General features: G+C 71.0%; 16 protein-coding genes and 1 other RNA gene. 2 read left to right on the top strand and 15 right to left on the bottom strand.

Annotated elements, in window-relative coordinates:
- Positions 1 to 75: 75 nt before the first annotated feature.
- The 10 genes from AB0B29_RS04255 to AB0B29_RS04300 all read right to left on the bottom strand — a co-directional run bounded on the left by AB0B29_RS04255 (position 76) and on the right by AB0B29_RS04300 (position 12,143).
- The gene (locus tag AB0B29_RS04255; RefSeq protein ID WP_362233691.1) at positions 76 to 672 is read right to left on the bottom strand and encodes a CGNR zinc finger domain-containing protein; all 597 of its coding nucleotides are present in this window, start codon (positions 670 to 672) and stop codon (positions 76 to 78) included.
- 273 nt (positions 673 to 945) lie between these two features.
- Complete coding sequence (locus tag AB0B29_RS04260; protein ID WP_362233693.1) at positions 946 to 2,094, bottom strand: uroporphyrinogen-III synthase; 1,149 nt, start codon at positions 2,092 to 2,094, stop codon at positions 946 to 948.
- 194 nt (positions 2,095 to 2,288) lie between these two features.
- Positions 2,289 to 3,668, bottom strand: a complete 1,380-nt coding sequence (locus AB0B29_RS04265) for a nitrate/nitrite transporter (RefSeq protein WP_362233696.1) — start codon at positions 3,666 to 3,668, stop codon at positions 2,289 to 2,291.
- Positions 3,669 to 3,826: 158 nt separating this feature from the next.
- Positions 3,827 to 4,807, bottom strand: coding sequence for a hypothetical protein (locus tag AB0B29_RS04270; RefSeq protein ID WP_362233699.1), 981 nt, complete (start codon positions 4,805 to 4,807; stop codon positions 3,827 to 3,829).
- A 102-nt stretch (positions 4,808 to 4,909) separates the two neighbouring features.
- Positions 4,910 to 6,199: an acyltransferase family protein gene (locus tag AB0B29_RS04275; protein ID WP_362233701.1), complete on the bottom strand. Its 1,290-nt coding sequence runs from the start codon at positions 6,197 to 6,199 to the stop codon at positions 4,910 to 4,912.
- A complete protein-coding gene (locus AB0B29_RS04280; RefSeq protein ID WP_362233704.1) occupies positions 6,196 to 8,397 on the bottom strand; it encodes a polysaccharide deacetylase family protein in 2,202 nt (733 codons plus the stop codon). The genes AB0B29_RS04275 and AB0B29_RS04280 overlap by 4 nt, the downstream gene beginning before the upstream one ends.
- Positions 8,398 to 8,792: 395 nt before the next feature.
- The gene (locus AB0B29_RS04285) at positions 8,793 to 9,812 is read right to left on the bottom strand and encodes a hypothetical protein (protein WP_362233706.1); all 1,020 of its coding nucleotides are present in this window, start codon (positions 9,810 to 9,812) and stop codon (positions 8,793 to 8,795) included.
- A 168-nt stretch (positions 9,813 to 9,980) separates the two neighbouring features.
- A complete protein-coding gene (locus AB0B29_RS04290) occupies positions 9,981 to 10,946 on the bottom strand; it encodes a LysR family transcriptional regulator (protein WP_362233709.1) in 966 nt (321 codons plus the stop codon).
- Between the two features lie 102 nt (positions 10,947 to 11,048).
- The gene (locus tag AB0B29_RS04295) at positions 11,049 to 11,885 is read right to left on the bottom strand and encodes a hypothetical protein (RefSeq protein WP_362233712.1); all 837 of its coding nucleotides are present in this window, start codon (positions 11,883 to 11,885) and stop codon (positions 11,049 to 11,051) included.
- A 12-nt stretch (positions 11,886 to 11,897) separates the two neighbouring features.
- Entirely contained in the window at positions 11,898 to 12,143 is a 246-nt protein-coding gene (locus AB0B29_RS04300) for a hypothetical protein (protein WP_053669824.1), read from the bottom strand.
- A 248-nt stretch (positions 12,144 to 12,391) separates the two neighbouring features.
- Between AB0B29_RS04300 and AB0B29_RS04305 the strand changes: the two genes are divergently transcribed.
- Positions 12,392 to 13,612 carry an MFS transporter gene (locus AB0B29_RS04305; RefSeq protein ID WP_362233715.1) on the top strand — a complete coding sequence of 407 codons (1,221 nt, stop codon included), beginning with the start codon at positions 12,392 to 12,394 and terminating at the stop codon, positions 13,610 to 13,612.
- Positions 13,613 to 13,685: 73 nt separating this feature from the next.
- On the top strand, positions 13,686 to 15,935 hold the full coding sequence (yicI, locus tag AB0B29_RS04310) for an alpha-xylosidase (protein ID WP_362233717.1): 2,250 nt from the start codon (positions 13,686 to 13,688) through the stop codon (positions 15,933 to 15,935).
- Positions 15,936 to 16,100: 165 nt separating this feature from the next.
- Here the strand turns inward: yicI and ssrA are convergent.
- The 5 genes from ssrA to ftsE all read right to left on the bottom strand — a co-directional run bounded on the left by ssrA (position 16,101) and on the right by ftsE (position 20,001).
- Positions 16,101 to 16,489: a transfer-messenger RNA gene (ssrA, locus tag AB0B29_RS04315) on the bottom strand.
- A 98-nt stretch (positions 16,490 to 16,587) separates the two neighbouring features.
- A complete protein-coding gene (smpB, locus tag AB0B29_RS04320; RefSeq protein WP_351644763.1) occupies positions 16,588 to 17,070 on the bottom strand; it encodes an SsrA-binding protein SmpB in 483 nt (160 codons plus the stop codon).
- Positions 17,071 to 17,115: 45 nt separating this feature from the next.
- Positions 17,116 to 18,285: a S41 family peptidase gene (locus AB0B29_RS04325; RefSeq protein ID WP_362233720.1), complete on the bottom strand. Its 1,170-nt coding sequence runs from the start codon at positions 18,283 to 18,285 to the stop codon at positions 17,116 to 17,118.
- Between the two features lie 68 nt (positions 18,286 to 18,353).
- Positions 18,354 to 19,271 carry a permease-like cell division protein FtsX gene (gene ftsX / locus AB0B29_RS04330; protein WP_362233723.1) on the bottom strand — a complete coding sequence of 306 codons (918 nt, stop codon included), beginning with the start codon at positions 19,269 to 19,271 and terminating at the stop codon, positions 18,354 to 18,356.
- Between the two features lie 40 nt (positions 19,272 to 19,311).
- Positions 19,312 to 20,001 (bottom strand): cell division ATP-binding protein FtsE, encoded by a 690-nt coding sequence (gene ftsE, locus AB0B29_RS04335; protein WP_003990615.1) that lies wholly within the window; start codon positions 19,999 to 20,001, stop codon positions 19,312 to 19,314.
- Positions 20,002 to 20,129: the final 128 nt, after the last annotated feature.

The raw sequence follows: 20,129 nt of genomic DNA on the forward strand, positions 1-20,129 counted from the left end.
ATCACTTTGCCGACACGGTCGCAGAAGTAGCATTTAGGACAAGGGAATTGAGTGCACGGACCACTCAATTCCGTTTCAGGCGCGGGAGAGTGCCGCGCGGCGGCGATGCCGGGCGACGCGTTCGCGGTTCCCGCAGACCTCACTGGAGCACCAGCGCCTCCTGCGTCCGCGGGAGGCGTCGAGGTACACGATGGGGCAGTTGTCCCCTTCGCACTGCCGCAGGACCGCGCGGGCGACGGGGTCGGTCAGCAGGTCCACGGCGTCCCGGGCGACGGCCGCGAGCAGGGCGGCGCAGCCGGGCGGGCCGTCCAGCCGTCGCAGCAGCCGGCCGTCTTCGCCACGGACCGCGCGGGGTGCCGGAGGCGCGGTGCGGGCCAGGTCGTTCACGCGGGCGAGGGCCAGGTCGTACGTCGTCGCGACTCCGGGTCTCGGTCTGCAGCGCACCAACCGGTCGACCTGGGCGCGCAGTTCACGGAAGGCGAGCAGCCAGCCGGTGTCGGCGTGGGCCAGGGCGGTGTCGGCCGGGACGAGCCCGGAGCCGGTGATCCAGGCGCGCAGCACCTCCACGGAGTCGAGCCGCTCCTCGGGGTGCGTGGTGGTCAGCAGGTCCAGGCAGATCCGCCCGGTGTCGAAGCGCAACTCGTTGGAGGCCGTGGCCGTACTCAGTGCCATGTGCCTGTCACCGCCTAGGGGTTCACCCCGGTCGCGAGGGCTTCGGTGAGACGCCGGTGAGAGGACCGGCGGACCGACCGCTCCCCCCTACAGTGCCTGCCCGCCACGACTCCGGAAACCCCCCGTGCACACGCCGGCGCGGCGGGTGCCCCGACCGCGCCACGCGACCGGAGCCGGCCGTCCGCTCCTGCCGGTTCCGGCCGGACCACTGCGAAGCGTCCCGCTCCCAAGGGGGCCGACAGAGGCGGATTCCGGCTCAACCTCCGGGCGGGCTCACGCGTCCGCGTACTTCGTCTCCGCGCTGGGGTCCAGGGCCAGGCGGTAGCCCCGCTTGACCACCGTCTGGATCAGCTTCGGGGTGCCGAGGGCCGTGCGCAGGCGGGCCATGGCGGTCTCCACCGCGTGTTCGTCGCGGCCGGAGCCGGGAAGGGCCCGCAGCAGGTCCGCGCGGGCGACGACCCAGCCGGGGCGCCGGGAGAGGGCGCGCAGCAGGGCCATGCCGGCGGGCGGGACGGGCTTGAGATCACCGTCGACCACGACGGCGTGGCCGCGGATCTCCACACGGTGCCCGGCGACGGGCAGCGAGCGGGCCCGCGCGGGCAGTTCCTGGCACAGGAGCTGCACCAGAGGGCCGAGCCGGAAGCGTTCGGGCTGGATCGTGTCGATGCCGCTGGACTGCAGGGGCAGGGCGGTGACCGGGCCGACGCAGGCCGGCAGGACGTCGTGGCTCAGAGCCGCCAGCACCTCGTCGAGCAGTCCGCGGTCCTTCGCCCGGGAGAGCAGGGAGGCGGCGGCCGGGGCACTGGTGAAGGTGACCGCGTCCAGGGCCCGGGCGACCGTCGCGTCCAGCAGACGGTCGACCGGGGTGATGTCCTCCGGCGGCATCCAGCGGTAGACCGGCACGCCGACGACCTCGGCGCCGCCCTCCCGCAGCGCCTCCACGAACCCGGGCAGCGGCTCACCGTGCAGCTGGATCGCGATCCGCAGCCCCTCGACCCCCTCTTCCAGGAGACGGTCCAGCACCTCCGCCATGGACTCCGACGACGGCGACCACTCCTCGGTCAGCCCGGCCGCCCGGACCGCGCCCTTGACCTTGGGCCCGCGCGCCATGATCCGTACGCCGCCCAGCCTCGACAGCAACTCCTCCCCCAGCCCCCAGCCGTCGGCGGCCTCGATCCAGCCCCGGAAGCCGATCGCGGTCGTGGCCACGGCGATGTCCGGCACCTGCTCGATGATGTCCTTCGTCGCGGCCAGCAGCTCGCTGTCGTCGGCGAGCGGCACGATCCGCAGGGCGGGGGCGTGCAGGACGGCGGCACCGCGTCGCTGCAGCAGCACCCCGAGCTCGTCGGCCCGGCGCGCGGCCGTCACCCCCACGGTGAAACCCGCCAGGGGCCCGTGGTCCGGTCGCTGTTCTTCGTACATGGCTCTCGTCCCGCACTCGAGTCGTCGTACTTCATGGGTACGGCGTACCTACATGCCGATCGAGCCTGTCAACGGCTCGTGACAGGCTCGGATCGGTGTGATGTCCACGGTGTTACCGATGCTGTTTTCCGCCGGCCCGACGGCCACGGGTTTCGGCCGGAGGTCCGGGGGTCGCCCCCCGGATCAGCACAGCGTCAGACCTTGGCGTAGCTGAGCTGCGGCTTCGCCTCCGAGGTCGCCGTGGTGGCGGGTACCCGGGGGGTCGTACGACGAAGGTATACGGACCAGGTGACGGCGAAGCAGACCGCGTAGAAGGCGAGGAAGGCGACGAACGCCCCGGTGCCCGAACCGTAGGAGAGGAAGGACTGGCGGAAGGCGAGGTTGATGCCGACACCGCCGAGCGCGCCGACCGCGCCGATCAGGCCCATGGAGGCCCCGGACAGGCGCCGCCCGTACGCCGCGGCCTCTTCGCCCTCCAGGCCCTTGGCCAGGGCCTTGTTCTGGAAGATGCCCGGGATCATCTTGAACGTCGAGCCGTTGCCGAGCCCGCTGAGCACGAACAGCACCACGAACGCCCCGGTGAACAGCGCCAGCGACTTCTCCATGGAGGCACCGATCAGAACCGCCGTGGCGACGCCCATGGCGACGTAGTTCCACAGGCTGATCTTCGCTCCGCCGTACTTGTCGGCCATCCAGCCGCCCAGGGGCCGGATCAGCGAGCCGAGGAGCGGACCGATGAAGGTGACGTACGCCGCCTCCAGCGGGGTGCGTCCGAACTGGTTCTGGAGGACCTGCCCGAAGGCGAAGCTGTAGCCGATGAACGAGCCGAACGTGCCGATGTAGAGGAAGGACATGATCCACGTGTGAGCGTCCCGCGCGGCGTCCTTGGCGGCGCCGGTGTCGTTCTTCACGTTCTCCAGGTTGTCCATGAAGAGCGCGGCCATGACGGCGGCGACGAGGATCAGCGGGATGTAGATCCCGAGCAGCACGCGCGGCCCGCCGCCGGCGCCGATGATCGCCAGAGCGGCCAGCTGGATCACCGGCACGCCGATGTTGCCGCCGCCCGCGTTCAGGCCGAGGGCCCAGCCCTTCTTCCGCAGCGGGAAGAAGGCGTTGATGTTGGTCATGGAGGAGGCGAAGTTGCCGCCGCCGATGCCGGCGAGCAGGCCCACGAGCAGGAACGTGGAGAAGGAGGTTCCCGGCTCCATCACGATGAACGCGGCGACCGTCGGGATCAGCAGGAGGCTGGCGGAGATGATCGTCCAGTTCCGTCCGCCGAAGATCGCCACGGCGAAGGTGTAGGGGACGCGGACGACGGCGCCGACCAGCGTGACCACCGAGGTCAGCATGAACTTGTCGGCCGGGGTGAGCCCGTACTCCGGGCCCATGAAGAGGACCAGCACGGACCACAGGGTCCAGATCGAGAAACCGATGTGCTCGGACAGCACGGAGAAGTAGAGGTTGCGGCGGGCTACCTTCTCCCCGGTCTCCTTCCAGAACGTCTCGTTCTCCGGGTCCCAGTGCCGGATCCAGCGTCCGCCCTTGCTCGGGGGTGCTGTGCCAGGACCTGTCATGACGCCTCCACTGTGCTCCGGGCTCTGTCGTACTCCGACTGACTGATCCCGAAGGTAGGGAGGACGCGTTTCCTGCCGTGTGGCACCCGAGTGACCGCGAGGGAACTTCGCTCTCACCCCGGGCTCGGGCGGGATGAGAGGTTCCTGGAGATTTCCGCTCAGTACTGCGGGGGCTGCCCGTGAGGGTTCTGCTGGGGGTGGGGCTGGTGGTACGGCTGGGCGTACGGGCCCTGGGGCTGCCCACCGTAGGGGCCGGGCGCGGGCTGACCCGGGTACGGGGTCTGGGCGGGCTGACCGGGGTAGGGGGCCTGTGCGGGCTGACCGGGGTAAGGGGCCTGCGCGGGCTGACCCGGGTACGGGGCCTGCGCGGGCTGGCCTCCGTAAGGAGCCTGCGCGGGCTGACCGGGGTACGGTCCGGGTGCCGGCTGGGCGTACGGGCCGGGCGTCTGCTGCCCGTAGGCCGTCGGCGCTCCCGTCGCCGTGCCGGGCCGGCCCGGCACGGCCCCGTACGGCCCGCCCGCGAACGGGTTGCCCTGCCCGGGCTGCTGCGCCCCCGGCGGCAGATAGCGCAGCCGTCCGGTCTCGTCGTTCACCGGCACGAAGCCCGCCGCCCGCAGCCGGGCCGCGAACTTGGCGTTGCGCTTGCGCGTCACCAGGAAACCGATGCCGAAGACCGCCATGAGCAGCAGCCACACCACACCGGCCGCGACGAAGTCGGTGGCCTCGCCCCCGGACCGGAAGGCGAGGATCACACAGCCGACGGTGACGCCCAGGGCCGCGTAGCCCATGCGCTTCTCGGCGCTCTTGCCGGTGAGGTCGAAGTTGATACGGGCCTTGAGGAGTTCGAACGCGTCCGGCACGAGGGGCGGCAGGGAGACGCCGTCGGCCGCGTTCGGATACTGCGCCCAGTTCTGCCCTGCCCGGGCCCGGGCCTGCGGGCTCGGGTCGGGCACGAGCAACATGATGAGCGCGCCGTTGCGTCCGCTGCTCTGGCGGACGTCGGCGTACTCGTAGCCGAACTGCTGGGCCACGAAGGCCAGCCGGGCGAGCTTCTTGACGGACGCCATCGGGCTGGTCAGCTCGACCGGTTCCCCGCTCGCCATCAGCCGCAGCATCTTCTGTGTCTGCCGCTTGCTCATTCCACCGCTCCCCCGGGCCACCCGTTCACAGACGCAACTCGGGCAGTTTTCCACACGGGCAGAGCGCCGGGGAACGGGCCCTCCCCCGCGCCGGCCCACCCCCTACCGCCGACGCCTCCGGCTGTTGCCGCCCCGCCCGTTCGGCCACCACCGCGGCGACCGCTTCGCCGCGATGTCCTCGACCCAGCCGAACATCAGGATCACCGCGCCGATCAGGGGCCAGACCAGGGCGAACATCAAGAGGGTGTACGTGCTGTCCAGGGCGGACACCGCGCTGTCGCTCTGAAGGAACGGCAGCTCGTAGAGCAGGTCGAGGATCGGGACCGTGGCCATGATGAGGAGGTTGTGCCAGAGGTAGATCGTGACGGCGCGGTTGTTGGAGAGGGTCACGAGCTTGTCCCACCTGGCCAGACGGCCCGGAAGTTCGCGCCACGAGGGGGAGTACTGCAGGAGGACGACCACGAAGCCGAAGGACCAGGCCGCCTGCGCCAGGGGGATGTCGTTGAGGTCCCAGCCGTCGGGACCCAGATGACCCGAGGCCCACCACAAGCCGAAGGCCATGAGCAGGGCCGCGCAGGAGATCGCCAGGTAGCGGGGGATCCGCTTGAGCAGGCCCTCGTGGTGGGCGAAGCCCAGGACCCAGCAGCCGCCGTAGACCGCGAAGTCGCTCACCGCGTTGCCCGTCTCGCCGGGGATCTTCACCAGGCCCGTGCCGACGACCGCCGTGAGGCCCAGTGGTGCCAGCAGCGTCGGCCACGGTGCCCGGCGGAACGCCCACAACAGCAGTGGGGAGGCGATGACGAACCAGAGGTAGGCCCGCAGGTACCACAGCGGACCGGCCGCCTGCACCGCCCAGGTCTCCTCCAGCAGGCCGGACTTGGCGCCGAGGTGCCACGGGAAGGGCGGGGCCCCGACGGGGAAGAAGTAGTTGGCCAGATCGACGAGCCCCCAGGCACCGCCGTGGTCCGGGTCCTTCAGCGGATTCCAGCCGGCCGCGAACATCATCGCCAGCACCACCACGCCGAACACCCAGAGCGGGGGCAGGAGCCGGCGGATCCGGCCCCGGATCACACCGAGCGCCGGGCGGTCCAGCGAGCGCGCCATCAGGGAGCCCGCCAGCGCGAACATCACGCCCATCGACGGGAACAGCACCGTCAGCCACGCCCAGCCGAACAGGTGGTAGACGACGACCCGGACCAGCGCGATCGAGCGCAGCAGGTCGAGGTAGCGGTCACGGCCGCCGCCCTGGCGCGCCGACCCGGCGGGGGCGGTCGCGGTGGCGGCTTCGCCCGCCGGCGCGGGGTCCGTCGTGCGCTGCTGTGGCATGCCGTAGGACGCCCCCGGCATGCCGGACGCCGCCGACGACGTGTGGATCGGGTTTCCGTGGGTCATGCCACCGGCCTCCGCTCGGAGCTGCTCTGGGACCGCTGGCGCGGCGCGGGGCCGCCGCGGGGCGCGTCGACCGCGCCGGTGCGCCGCAGCTTCTGCCAGCGCAGCCGGCCGCCGGTGAGGGCGGTGATCCAGGACTGGAGCAGTACGACGTACATCAGCTGTCGGTAAAGGATCTGCTGCAGAGGCAGCGAGATGAGGTGGGTCATGCGCTCGCGGTCCAGCCGGAAGGCATAGGCCGCGCAGACCGCCTGGATCGCCAGGACGCCGAGCCACGCCATGATCGTCTTCTGGGTGGGGCCGAACACGAGGCCGTAGACGAGGAAGACGTCGATCAGCGGGGCCAGCAGGGGCGCCAGGACCATGAAGAGGGACACCAGCGGCAGGCCGACGCGGCCGAAGCGGCCCGAGGGGCCCGTGTCCACCAGGGCCCGGCGGTGTTTCCAGATGGCCTGCATCGTGCCGTAGGACCAGCGGTAGCGCTGGGACCACAGCTGCTGGACCGTCTCCGGCGCCTCGGTCCAGGCACGGGCGTTCTCCGCGTAGACCACGCGCCAGCCGTCTCGGTGCAGGGCCATGGTGATGTCGGTGTCCTCGGCGAGCGTGTCGTCGCTCATGCCGCCGACCCGTTCCAGCGCGCTGCGGCGGAAGGCTCCGACCGCGCCGGGGATCGTCGGCATGCACCGCAGCACGTCGTACATCCGGCGGTCGAGGTTGAAGCCCATCACGTATTCGATGTGCTGCCAGGCGCCGATGAGGGTGTCCTTGTTGCCGACCTTGGCGTTGCCCGCCACCGCGCCCACGCGCGGGTCACCGAAGGGCTGCACCAGTTCGCGCACGGTGGACGGTTCGAAGACCGTGTCGCCGTCCATCATCACGATCAGGTCGTACCGAGCGTTGGCCACACCGCGGTTGAGCGCGGCCGGCTTGCCCGCGTTGAGCTGGCGGACGACCCGGACGTTCGGCAGGCCCATGGCCTCCACGATCCGTGAGGTGCCGTCGGAGGAGCCGTCGTCGATGACGAGGACCTCGATGGGGTGGTCGCTCTGGGCGAGGGAACGGACCGTGTTCTCGATGCACTTGGCCTCGTTGTACGCCGGGACCAGAACCGACACCGGTTCGGTGATCGGCGCTCCCCATCGGAAGCCTCGGCGGCGCACCCGGCGTGCGTGCACCCCGGAGAGCAGCAGCATCAGCACGAAACGGCCGATGACGAGGGTGCCGACGACCGAGAGTCCGACGACCAGCCCGTCGGTGAGGTGCTCCGAGGCCTGGACCAGGAAGATCCACGCCGCGCCCTTCCACCGGTCCAGGCCGGTGACCGGGGTGTGCGCGCTCGGGGCGTCGAGGGCCTCGGTGAGGTTGCTGAACCGGTAGCCCTGCTCGCGCAGGTCGGGCAGCATGCGGTCCAGTGCCTGGACGGTCTGGTGGCGGTCGCCGCCGGAGTCGTGCATCAGGACGATCGCGCCTTTGCCGCCCTTGGGCGTGGCACGCCGGACGATCTCGGCGACGCCGGGCTTGCGCCAGTCCTCGCTGTCGGTGTTGTTGACGACGGTGATGTAGCCGCGGTCGCCGATGTACTCGGTCACCGGCCAGGACCTGTTGTCCATGGCGTCGGCGAAGGAGGAGTACGGCGGCCGGAAGAGGGAGGTACGGATGCCCGCCGCGCCCGAGAGGGCGAGCTGGTTCTGGGACAGTTCCCAGTCGATGCGCTTCTTGGACTGGTAGGACAGGTCGGGGTGGTTGAAGGTGTGCAGACCGACCTCATGGCCCTCTTCGACCATGCGCCGGACCAGGTCGGGGTAGCGCGAGGCCATGGTGCCGGTGACGAAGAAGACCGCGTGTGCGTCGTGCTTCTTCAGGACGTCCAGCACTTTCGGCGTCCAGACCGGGTCGGGGCCGTCGTCGAAGGTGAGCACCAGGCGGTGGTCGGGCACACGCAGGGTCTCGGTGCGGCCGCTGCGGGCATCGATGACGGGCCCGCCGCTCATGATCTTCTCCGGCACCCGGTCGGTGGCGGCGGGCGGTCTGACCCGGTGGTCGGCGAGGATCTCGCTGTGCACGTATCCGCGCAGCATGAGCATCGCCCCCAGCGCGACGAGCACGAGCAGGGGCAGCAACAGACGCATGGGCAGGCGCCGGCGCCTGGAGCCGCCAGGGGCTCGGGACGCGGGCCCGGAACGGCGAGTACGGGATGCCATGAGTGGTGGTACTCCGGGTGGTGCGGGATGGGATGGCACGGGGACGGGGCGGGCGGACGGTGTGGCGGGAGAGGCCCGGTCGGACGGGGACGCCGCGGCTGCGCGCGGTGCCGCGGCGTCCTGGGGTCCCGCCGTGTGAGCGGGGCGGGACCGACGGAGCGACTGACGGCGAGGCGGTCCCGGCCGGGAGGCCCGGGGTCCCTCGGGGCGGCCGGGCCCGGGGTGGCCCCGGCCCGGAGGCCCGGGTTCTCCAGGGCCCGGCCGGGCCCGGCGGGAAGGGTGCGCCCGGCGGGCAAGCGGTGGTGCGGCGCCCGGAGCGGCGGGCGCCGCACGGGCGACGCGGCCCGGGCGGCGACGCGGTTCAGGCGACGACGCGACCCGGACGGCGCCGCGGTCTAGGCGGCGGGCGTCTCCGCCGCGGGCTGCGGTTCGGCCGGGGCTTCCGCGACGGGCTGCGGCTCGGCCGGTCCTTCCGCGACGGTGCCGCCGTCACCGCCGGTGCCCGTCGTCTCGGTGGGCTGAGGGGAGGCCTCGCCCGTGGGTGTCGGGTCGGTGACCGGCGTGCTCGGCGGGTCCGCGGGTGTGGTCGGAGCCGGGTCGGTGGCCTTGGGGCCGGGTTTCGGGGTGGCCCGGGGCGCGGCCGGCGAGGGCTTGGCGGAGGCGTCGGGATGCGTACCGGAGCCGCCGGTGGCCTTGGGCGCGGCTGCGCTGGGGCCGGGCGTGGGTGCGGTGGCGTCGCCGGTCGCCGGGACACTGCCCGGCGCGGTGGCGCCGGTCTCCCCCGCGTCTTCGGGCGATGCCGACTCGGCCGTCAGAGGCGGGCTGTCGACCTGCCCGGCCGGCGGGTTGTCCTCCCTGGTCGGTACGGGCAGCCAGGGGGCGTTGGAGTTGCCCGACATCAGCGTGGCGACGATGACGACGGCGTAGACCCCGCAGGCCAGGGCGACGGCCATGCCGATCCGGCGGTAGCGGCGGCTGCGGCGGCCGGACTCGTCGACGAAGACGGGCCGGTCCGCGGGGGTCCCGGCGCCTGTGCCTTCCTCGGCCCGGCGCAAAAGACCGTCGCCGAGCTGCACGGCGTCGAGCTGGATGGTGACCTCGTGCGGATCGTGGGTCTGCCCGTCCGTGTCGCCGGCGTGCTTCGACGGGCCGGCCTCCTCCTGCTCCTGCCAGGGGTCGCGGACCGAGGTCCGCCTGCCCGGGGTGAACGAAACGGCCTCGCCGTCGCTCTGGCGGGGAATACCGGCCAGTACCTCCGTCCCCGCGGGCAGCCGGTGGCCGGCCGTCCGGACGTCATGACCGGGGAGGAGCTGCGTGGCTCTCCGGTCCCGGAATCTTCCGTCCGACCGGACTTCCCCGGTAGTTGTAGCGGCCTCGGGCCACTCCGGTTGGGCGTCTTCTCGCCACTCTTTCACGCGCACGCACTTCCCCCCACAGGATGGTTCAGGTGCGCTTGACGACCTGAGCACCCGCCGTCGGACCGGGCCCCCACCCGTCCGAACGCACCCCTATTACCACACCGTGCTCAGACGTTGAATGTAGCGCACGGGGAGGTTGTGTGTGAGCGCGGGCGTCGAATCGTGTCAGTCGTGAGACGTCATGAGGACATCGTCACCGGCCGGAATCCACCCTCCGGCAGGCCGCCGCAGCCACCCCTCCTCGGCGGCGAGCCGGGCCGCCGCCCGCCGCAGCGCGTCGAGCGCGGGGTGGGTCAGGCCCTTGCGCCACACCAGGGAGACGGGGGACAGCGGGACCGGGTCGACCAGCGGCCGCACCACCGTCGACGGCAGGGCGGGGAACTCCACGACGGCCAGGATCGGGTTGCGTGTCCTGGCCATGATCCGCTGGAACTCCTCGTCCCCGACGGCCAGCGGCGCGGGTGGCGCGATATCGATGTTCCGGCCCTCGAAGAGCAGCCGTGCGAGGCCGGTCCACTCGGGCGTGCGTGGATTGCCGGCGCCCGCGTAGACGCTCTCACCGGCCAGCTCGGCCAGCGGCACGGACTCCCGGCCGGCGAGCCGGTGGTCCTCGGGCAGGACGACCGCCATCGGCTCGAACCGCACGGGCTGGTGGTCGAGTCCGGCCCGCAGCGCCGGGTCCAGCCCGGCGAACCGTCCGAACGACGCGTCCAGCCGGCCGGCGAGCAGTTCCCCGGCGGCTCCGGTCAGGCCACTCTCGTAACGGGCCATCAACTCGTGCCGCGGGGCGAGTTCACGCGCCTCGTGCAGGACGCGGCGCGGTGTGACCAGGCCCGGTGAGTTGAGGTCGACCAGCAGCGGCCGGGCCTGGCCGAAGGCGGCGAGCAGCTCGTCCTGGGCTCGGAGCACCCGGCGGGCGTACGGCAGCAGGCGCTCCCCGTCGGGGCTGAGCGTCACCTGCCGGGTGGTCCGCACGAACAACTCGGCCCCCAACTCCCGCTCCAGCCGCCGCACGTCCCGGCTGAGCGCCTGCTGAGCCACGTGCAACCGCACCGCGGCGCGAGTGAAGTGCAACTCCTCGGCAACGGTGACGAAGCCACGCAGCAGACGGGGGTCGAGGTGGGCTGACATGCGGCGAACCTACAACGCCCGGGCCCGGGCAAGCGGGGGCACCGGGGCGCCGGGGCCGCAGGGGCGCCGACCGCACGCGGTGTGCCCGGGCCGGCGGCACGTTCAGGTGCCGATGTTCCTGCGCGGGGTGCTGCCCTGGCCCTTCCCGGGGTCGGCCGCCCCTGGGGATTCCGGCCCTGGCCGGGCCTCCGCACCCGCCGCGGGTGGAGCCTGGCCCACCCTGTGGCGCGGCAGCGACCGCATCGGCGGCCTGGTCAGGGTGATCTGGCGGACGACCTGCTGGAAGCACGCCAGGGCCGCGAGGCCGGGCAGGGCCGCCGCCGCGATGCCGAGGATGGTCCGGGGCGCCTGGACCACGCACAGCAGCACGGCGATACAGGAGAAGACCAGGACCACGCACCAGGAGTGCACGGCACGGCGCTGGTGCAGCGCGGCCCGCAGGACGGACAGGGAGCCCACCAGCCAGGGCCCGTACACCAGCAGGGGCCACCAGGTGCGCAGCCCCCGCGCCTCGGGGGACACGGCGACCAGCCGAAGCGGGTCGTAGGCGACGACACCGCTCAGGAGGCTCACCGCGGAGGCGATGACGGCGACCAGGGCCGCGACGAGGAGGCTCGTGGTGCGGAGCACGCCCCCGGCCTTGCGGACCCGGACCTTGCGGTGCCGTCTCGGAACCTCCCGCACGGGCGGCAGTTCCTCGGTGATGTCCTGGAGGCGCCGCATGTGGGTCGCCGGTGCGGGGGCCGGGGCGGGTTCCTCGGCAGGAGGCAGGTCCTCGTCACGCGGGGCGGGAATCCTCGCCTGCTCCCCGAGCGCTTCCTCGAGGATGAACGCGAGTTCCTCAGCGGGGTCCCAGGTCGGGTCCGGCGGGGTCAGCGGTGTGATGAAATCCCGGGCCGGAGCCCGATGCCGGCCGGTGCCCTCAACTTTGTCGTACACGGCGTGCCCCGCTTATTCTGCGAGCGCGAAAGCGGGCCAATCCGTCGCACTGATCCACCGTCGGGCAAGATCCTTTTCCAGGGTGCTCATGGCGTCGATGAAGTCGCGCAGCACCGCCTCGGTCACCTGCAGCGTGACCGGGCAACCGCCTTTGGTGAGCGTCCCGTTGACTGTCGCCGACGAGTGCGCTGGAGCGGGAATGTAGGTGTACGGGCCGAGCGTTACCGCCCAGCCGTCTTTCCTGGTCGCCTCGGTCATGTCTCGACTAACCGTCGGCCCACTTCCGCGGATGCGCGGCAAACGAGTGAAGGAATTTCCCGAATGAGCATCTTTTCCATGCGCTATGAGGAACATCAGTAATCTCCATATCCCTGTATGAAGAACAGGCAGCGAACGTTTCCCGCCATGGCCTTCCGGCCTCGCGCCAGGGATTCACAACCGGAGTGCGTGAGTGCGCGCGGAACAGGTGTTGGACCTCTTGATCACCCCCGGGCGACGGTGGACGCATGCCCCGACTCTCCCCGTACCGCCGCCTGTTCCGCCTGCCGGGCACCCGCGCGTTCACCGCCGGGAACCTCATCGCCCGCCTGCCGATGGGCATGTTCAGTGTCAGCGCGGTCGTGATGATCGCCGGGACCCGTGGCTCGTACGCCCTCGCCGGTGCGGTCACCGCGACGGGACTCGCGGCGACCGCACTGGTCGCGCCGTGGATCGCACGGCTCGTCGACCGGTACGGACAGGCCCGGGTGGCCCTGCCCGCCACGGTGATCGCCGTGTTCGGCTCCCTCTCCCTGCTGCTGTGCGTGCGCCAGGACGCCCCCGACTGGACCCTGTTCGCCTCCTACGCCGCCACCGCCACGACCCCCAACACCGGCGGCATGTCCCGGGCCCGCTGGGCACATCTGCTGGCCGGTGACCCGAAGGCGCTGCACACCGCCAACTCCTTCGAGCAGGCGGCGGACGAGCTGTGCTTCATGCTGGGCCCGGTGCTCGCGGCCTTCCTGTGCGGGACGTTCTTCCCCGAGGCCGGCACGTTGACCGGCGCGGTGCTGCTGCTGACCGGCATGGTCCTGTTCACGACCCGGCGCGCGACGGAGCCCCCGGTCCGCGCGCACATACCCGGCAAGACACCGCTGCGCGCCCCCGGGATCCCCCCGCTGCTCGCGGTCTGCCTGGCGATGGGCGGCGTCTTCGGCGCGACGGAGGTTGTCACGCTGGCCTTCGCCGACGCGCAGGGGCGGCAGGCGGCGGCTGGTGCCGTGCTCGCGCTGCAGGCCGCAGGCTCCTGCGCGGCCGGCCTGCTGTACGGCGCGGTGAAGCCGTCCGGCCCGGCCGCGGCCCGGCTGCCCCGGTGCGTGGCCGCCATGGCCGCGCTGCTGACCCTGCCCCTGCTGGCCGCGGCCCTCACCGGTTCCCTCCTCCTGCTGGCGGCCGCGCTGCTGGTCGCCGGGATGGCGACGGCGCCGACGATGGTCACCACCATGACGCTGATCCAGGAGCGCACTCCCGAGGGCCGGCTGAACGAGGGCATGACTCTCGCGGTGACCGGCCTGCTCGGCGGCATCGCCTGCGGCAGCGCGCTCGGCGGCTGGACGGTGGAGCACCTCTCCCCGGCGGCGGGCTACGCGATCCCCGTGACGGCGGCGGCCACGGCCCTCACCTTGTCCCTGCCCCTGTTCCTCGGCAGTTCTTCGAATCGCTTCACCAAGATTCCTGCGCACCATTGACGCCCTCGCGTCCCCCGCATACGTTCGATCGTCGAAGCGCTTCGACATCATGCGCCGGGAGAGTGGGGACCCTATGAAGTTCACCGACGGTTACTGGCTCCTGCGCGAGGGCGTGACCGCGTCGCACCCGGCCCAGGTCCTCGACGTCACCGAGTCGGACGGCGCACTGGAGATCCACGCGCCGACCCGGCCCATCCGCTCCCGCGGCGACCTGATGACGGGGCCGGTGTTCACCGTCAAGGTGCACTCCCCCATGCCCGACGTCATCGGACTGACCCTGACGCACTTCACCGGCGGGGTGCCCCGCGGCCCCGAGTTCGAGCTGACGGCGTCGGACACCGCCGCGGAGATCTCGTACGACGACGAGCACGCGACCCTGACCTCCGGCGACCTGTCGGTCCGGCTGGCCCGCGGCGGCCCCTGGGACGTGGAGTTCCTCGCGCACGGCCGTACCCTCACCCGCAGCGGCCACAAGAACGCGGGCATCATGCGGGACGCCACCGGCGCGCACCACCTGCGCGAACAACTGGTCCTGACGGTCGGCACATCCGTCTACGGCCTCGGTGAGCGCTTCGGCCCGCTGGTGAAGAACGGGCAGGTCGTCGACATCTGGCAGGCCGACGGTGGCACGTGCAGCGAACAGGCCTACAAGAACGTGCCGTTCTACCTCACGGACGCCGGCTACGGCGTCTTCGTCGACCACCCGGGCCACGTGTCCTTCGAGGTCGCCTCGGAGGTGGTCTCCCGGGTGCAGTTCAGCGCGGAGACCCAGGAGCTGACGTACTACGTCATCCACGGCCCCACCCCGAAGGACATCCTGCGCAGGTACACGGCCCTCACCGGCCGCCCGGCCCTGCCGCCGGCCTGGTCGTTCGGCCTGTGGCTGTCGACGTCCTTCACCACCTCGTACGACGAGGAGACGGTGACGTCCTTCATCGAGGGCATGCGGGAGCGTGAACTGCCGCTGTCCGTCTTCCACTTCGACTGCTTCTGGATGCGGGAGTACCACTGGTGCGACTTCCGGTGGGACCCGCGGGTCTTCCCCGACCCGGAGGGCATGCTGGCCCGGCTGAAAGCCCGTGACCTGCGCGTCTCCGTCTGGATCAACCCGTACATCGCCCAGCGCTCCCCGCTGTTCGACGAGGGCAGGGCTCTCGGGCACCTGCTGCGGCGGCCGGACGGCAGCGTCTGGCAGTGGGACTTGTGGCAGCCCGGCATGGCCCTGGTCGACTTCACGTCACCGGCCGCCCGCGACTGGTACGCCGGCAAGCTGGAGGCGCTGCTCGCACAGGGCGTCGACTGCTTCAAGACGGACTTCGGCGAGCGGGTGCCCCTCGACGTGGTCTGGTCCGACGGCTCGGACCCGGAGCGGATGCACAACTACTACACGTACCTGTACAACCGCACGGTCTTCGAGGTGCTGCGCAAGCACCGCGGCGAGCAGGAGGCCGTCGTCTTCGCCCGCTCGGCGACGGCGGGCAGCCAGCAGTTCCCCGTGCACTGGGGCGGCGACTGCGAGGCGACGTACGAGTCGATGGCGGAGTCGCTGCGTGGCGGGCTGTCCCTCGGTCTGTCGGGCTTCGGCTTCTGGAGCCATGACATCGGCGGTTTCGAGGGCACTCCCACACCGGCGCTATTCAAGCGCTGGCTGGCCTTCGGACTGCTCTCCTCGCACAGCCGGCTGCACGGCAGCAGGTCCTACCGGGTCCCCTGGCAGTTCGACGAGGAGTCCGTCGACGTGGCCCGCCACTTCACCCGGCTGAAGCTCCGCCTCATGCCCTACCTGTACGAGACGGCCCGCACGGCCCACACCGAGGGCCTGCCCGTGATGCGGGCCATGGTGCTGGAGTTCCCGGACGACCCGGGCTGCGCCCACCTGGAACGGCAGTACATGCTCGGCCCCGACCTGCTGGTCGCCCCGGTGTTCAGCGACGAGGGCGACGTCACGTACTACGTCCCCGAAGGCACCTGGACGCACTTGCTGACCGGCGAGACGGTCACCGGCCCGCGCTGGGTGCGCGAGCGGCACGGCTTCCTGAGCGCGCCGCTGCTGGTCCGGCCGGGCGCGGTGATCCCGTTCGGGGCGCGGGAGGACCGCCCGGACTACGACCACACCGACGGGGTGACCCTGCGGGCGTACGGCCTGCGACCCGGCGACGAGGCGACGGTGCCGGTCGGGGACGTGACCTTCACGGTCGTCCGCGAGGGCGACACCCTGCGGGCGACGTGCACCGCCCCGGCAAAGGCCTGGAGCCTGGCCGCGGGCGACCACGAGGTCCAGGCCCCGCCCGGCACGGGCTCCCTCACCCTGGAGCTCGACTGATCGGCCGGTCGAGCAGGACGGGGACGTCGGCGCCCCGGCGAACGTGTGGATCCACGGGCTGTAGCCCACGAGACCTCCCGGCCTTTCGCACGATCACGTTTCTGCGTGACCGCATGACAAAGGCCCCGCCGCTCGGAAGCGGCGGGGCCTTCGCCCACATGGGATGAGTGGAGATGGCGGGAATCGAACCCGCGTCCAACGGTGCAGAATCAGGGCTTCTCCGTGTGCAGTTCGCTGTGATTTTCTCGGCCCCGGCGATCACGCGAACAAGTCGCCGACGGGCCCAGTCACTGTTTGGTTTCCCATCGGGCCCCGTGACCGGGCTCGATGGTTTAGTTCCCTAGATTATGCCAGGATCCGGGCCGGGAACACTCCCGGGCTGACACCCATTTAGGGTCCTTCAGTCACTGCTTATCAGGCAGCGAGGGCGAAGGACTGGGAATCGCGCTTGGTGTTGGCGATTATTTTTTGCGACATATGGTTTACGAGATCATTGCCGCTTCCTCGACACGCTTCCCCTGCTTCGACAGCCGCTGTCGAAACCGATCATCCCCATGTTGTGTTGACAATCCCTCCGAAGAGGGGCGCGCACCCGCCGTGGGGTGCAGACACCATCGTACGTGACCAACGCAGGTCGGTGCCAGCGTATTCCTTATGCCCCGCGCTGCCTGCGCTTCACCGCCGCGATCGCGCGGTCGGTCTCCCGGCGGTCCTGCTTCTCCCGCAGGGCCTGGCGCTTGTCGTACTCCTTCTTGCCCTTCGCCAGCGCGATCTCGACCTTGGCCCGGCCGTCCTTGAAGTAGAGCGCGAGGGGCACGATGGTGTGGCCCGTGTCCCCCGACTTCGACTCCAGCTTGTCGATCTCGGAGCGGTGCAGCAGCAGCTTGCGCTTGCGCCGTGCGCTGTGATTGGTCCAGGTGCCCTGGCTGTACTCCGGCACGTGCACGTTGTGCAGCCACGCCTCACCGTCGGTCAGCTGCACGAAGCCGTCGACCAGCGACGCCCGTCCCTGGCGCAGGGACTTCACCTCGGTCCCGGTGAGGACCAGACCGGCCTCGTAGGTGTCGATGACGAGGTAGTCGTGCCGCGCCTTCTTGTTCTGCGCGATCAGCTTGCGCCCTTTTTCCTTAGCCATAGTGCCGCCATTTTCGCACTACGGAGGGGCTCCGCGGAAAGTCGATTACGAGGAGCTCGCGAGGCCGCGCAGCACGGTCCCGGCCCGCTGGAGGGCGTCCTCGCCGGTCTCCAGGTCGGGCGTGATGCCGCGGCCGTCGACCCCGCGGCCGGAGGGGGTGCGGTAGTGCCCGACGGTCAGCTCCGCGACGGAGCCGTCGGGCAGCCGGCTCGGCATCTGGACCGAGCCCTTGCCGAAGGTGCGGGAGCCCACGACGAGCGCCCGCCCGCGGTCCTGCACGGCGCCGGTGAGGAGCTCGGCCGCGCTCATCGTCCCGCCGTCGACGAGCGTGACCAGCGGTCTCGTGGTGTCCCCGCCGGACTCGGCGTGCAGGACGCGCTGCTCGCCGTCGACGTCGTAGGTGGCGACCAGGCCGCCGTCCAGGAAGGCGGACGCGGCGGTCACGGCCTCGGAGACCAGCCCGCCGGAGTTGCCGCGCAGGTCGAGGACGATCCCGGCGCGGGGCGGGGTCCGGCGGACGGCTTCGCGGACCTGGCGGCCGGACCCCTTGGTGAAGGTGTCGACCTTGATGACGGTGACGCGGCCCGCGAGTTCCCGGACGGTGACGGAGTCCGTGGACAGCTGGGCCCGGCGCACGGTTTCGGTCCACGCGCGACCGCCGCGCTCCAGGCCGAGACGGACCGTGGTGCCCGCGGGGGCGTCGGTGGCGTCGCCGCGCAGTAAGGAGACGACCTCGGTGACGGGCCGGCCGTCGGTCTTCTGCCCGTCGACGCTGCGCAGCAGGTCTCCTGGGCGGATCCCGGCGGTGGCGGCGGGCGACCCGGCACGCACCCGCGTCACCTCGATACGGCCGTCCCGTTCACTGCGGGCCCACAGGCCGACGCCGGTGTACCGGCCGTCGAGGGATTCCTCGAACTCCTCGTACTCGCCCGGGGAGTAGACGGCGCCCCAGCGGTCCCCGCTGCGGCTGACGGCGCGCTTCGCGGCCTGCACCGGGGACGTGCCGTCGGCCATGGCCTCCTCGGCGGCCCGGGCGACATCCGCGTGGTGTGCGGCCGAACCCGCCGAACGGGCCTCCACCGGCGCGGACTTCCCCTGGCCCTGGGGCAGCGCCCCGGTGGCCGCACCGGCGACGAGCACGCTCGTGAACACCAATGTCAGGGCGGCCCCGCGACGGATGTGACGGGGCTGACAGAACGGGTCACGACCTGACATGCCGGTGAGTCTAGGACAAGCGGAAGGGCCGCACGGCCGGTTGACCGTACGGCCCCTCTTGGCATGCGTCACACCTTCAAGTACTTGCGCAGCGCGAAGAACGCGGCCAACGCGGGCATCAGGAGGCTCGTCGCGAGGATGAGCGGCAGCTTGGTGAGGACGGCGTCCCAGCCGATGAAGTTGATCAGTGTCAGCTGGTCGGCCAGGGCCAGTCCGTGGTCGATGAGGAAGTACCGGGCGAGCACCAGGAACCCGCACGCGAGGGTGCCGCCGATGAGTCCGGCGACCGCGGCCTCCATGATGAACGGCGCCTGGATGTAGAAGCCGGAGGCGCCGACCAGCCGCATGATGCCGGTCTCACGCCGTCGGCTGAACGCCGAGACACGCACGGTGTTGACGATCAGCATCAGCGCGACGACCAGCATCAGCGCCATCACCGCGCGGGCGGCCCAGTTCATACCGTTCAGCAGCTTGAACAGGTTGTCCAGAATGCCCTTTTGGTCCTGCACGGACTGCACGCCGTCCCGGCCGTTGAAGGCGGTGGCGATGACCTGGTACTTCTCCGGGTCCTTCAGCTTGATGCGGTACGACTCCTGCATCTGGTCCGGCGTGAGGGAGCTGGCGAGCGGGGAGTCGCCGAACTGCTCCTTGTAGTGCTTGTACGCCTGGTCCTGCGACTCGTACGTGACGGCCTGGACGACGCCCATCTTGTCGAGGTCGGCCTTGATCTGCTTCTTCTGGTCGTCGGTCACCGCGCCCTTGGCGCAGTTCGGATCCGACTCGGCGTCGCTCTTGTTGCAGAGGAAGATCGAGACGTTGACCTTGTCGTACCAGTAGCCCTTCATGGTGTTGACCTGGTCGCTCATCAGGAGCGACCCGCCGAACAGGGCGAGCGACAGGGCGACGGAGACGACGACGGCGAAGGTCATCGTCAGGTTGCGGCGGAGACCGACACCGATCTCCGACAGGACGAACTGGGCGCGCATGGCGTCTGGTTATGCCTTTCCGTGGATCTCGGGTGCGGTATCAGTGCTGGTAGCCGTAGACACCGCGGGCCTGGTCGCGGACGAGGCGGCCCTTCTCCAGTTCGATGACGCGCTTGCGCATCTGGTCCACGATGTTCTGGTCGTGCGTGGCCATCACCACGGTGGTGCCCGTCCGGTTGATGCGGTCGAGCAGTTTCATGATGCCGACGGACGTCTGCGGGTCGAGGTTGCCGGTGGGCTCGTCGGCGATGAGCAGCTTGGGGCGGTTGACGAAGGCCCGCGCGATGGCGACGCGCTGCTGCTCACCACCGGACAGCTCGCCTGGCATCCGGTCCTCCTTGCCGCCCAGCCCGACGAGGTCGAGCACCTGCGGCACGGACTTGCGGATCTCGCCGCGCGACTTGCCGATGACCTCCTGCGCGAAGGCGACGTTCTCGCCGACCGTCTTGTTCGGCAGCAGGCGGAAGTCCTGGAACACCGTCCCCAGCTGGCGCCGCATCTGCGGGACCTTCCAGTTGGAGAGGCGGGCGAGGTCCTTGCCCAGAACGTGCACCTGGCCGTGACTGCACCGCTCCTCGCGGAGGATCAGCCGCAGGAAGGTGGACTTTCCGGAGCCGGAGGACCCCACGAGGAAGACGAACTCGCCCTTCTCGACCTCCAGGGATACATCCCTGAGGGCCGGGCGGGTCTGCTTGGGGTAGACCTTGGAGACGTTGTCGAATCGGATCACGGATGCACCACGGGTCGCCGGGGGTAGATGAGCGTGACCATACGCGAACCGGGTGGGGCACCGCAGTCACCGACCGTGATTGCGCCATGGATGTGCCGTTTTGTGCGGAGCGCCGAGGGGCGTGGGCG

This window comes from Streptomyces tibetensis (assembly GCF_040647715.1).
GTDB lineage: Bacteria > Actinomycetota > Actinomycetes > Streptomycetales > Streptomycetaceae > Streptomyces > Streptomyces tibetensis_A.

Excerpts from the sequence above, each read along its gene's own strand:
- AB0B29_RS04255 (WP_362233691.1), bottom strand. The coding sequence starts at position 672 with ATGGCACTGAGTACGGCCACGGCCTCCAACGAGTTGCGCTTCGACACC.
- AB0B29_RS04260 (WP_362233693.1), bottom strand. The coding sequence starts at position 2,094 with ATGTACGAAGAACAGCGACCGGACCACGGGCCCCTGGCGGGTTTCACC.
- AB0B29_RS04265 (WP_362233696.1), bottom strand. The coding sequence starts at position 3,668 with ATGACAGGTCCTGGCACAGCACCCCCGAGCAAGGGCGGACGCTGGATC.
- AB0B29_RS04270 (WP_362233699.1), bottom strand. The coding sequence starts at position 4,807 with ATGAGCAAGCGGCAGACACAGAAGATGCTGCGGCTGATGGCGAGCGGG.
- AB0B29_RS04275 (WP_362233701.1), bottom strand. The coding sequence starts at position 6,199 with ATGACCCACGGAAACCCGATCCACACGTCGTCGGCGGCGTCCGGCATG.
- AB0B29_RS04280 (WP_362233704.1), bottom strand. The coding sequence starts at position 8,397 with ATGGCATCCCGTACTCGCCGTTCCGGGCCCGCGTCCCGAGCCCCTGGC.
- AB0B29_RS04290 (WP_362233709.1), bottom strand. The coding sequence starts at position 10,946 with ATGTCAGCCCACCTCGACCCCCGTCTGCTGCGTGGCTTCGTCACCGTT.
- AB0B29_RS04300 (WP_053669824.1), bottom strand. The coding sequence starts at position 12,143 with ATGACCGAGGCGACCAGGAAAGACGGCTGGGCGGTAACGCTCGGCCCG.
- AB0B29_RS04305 (WP_362233715.1), top strand. The coding sequence starts at position 12,392 with ATGCCCCGACTCTCCCCGTACCGCCGCCTGTTCCGCCTGCCGGGCACC.
- yicI (WP_362233717.1), top strand. The coding sequence starts at position 13,686 with ATGAAGTTCACCGACGGTTACTGGCTCCTGCGCGAGGGCGTGACCGCG.
- smpB (WP_351644763.1), bottom strand. The coding sequence starts at position 17,070 with ATGGCTAAGGAAAAAGGGCGCAAGCTGATCGCGCAGAACAAGAAGGCG.
- AB0B29_RS04325 (WP_362233720.1), bottom strand. The coding sequence starts at position 18,285 with ATGTCAGGTCGTGACCCGTTCTGTCAGCCCCGTCACATCCGTCGCGGG.
- ftsX (WP_362233723.1), bottom strand. The coding sequence starts at position 19,271 with ATGCGCGCCCAGTTCGTCCTGTCGGAGATCGGTGTCGGTCTCCGCCGC.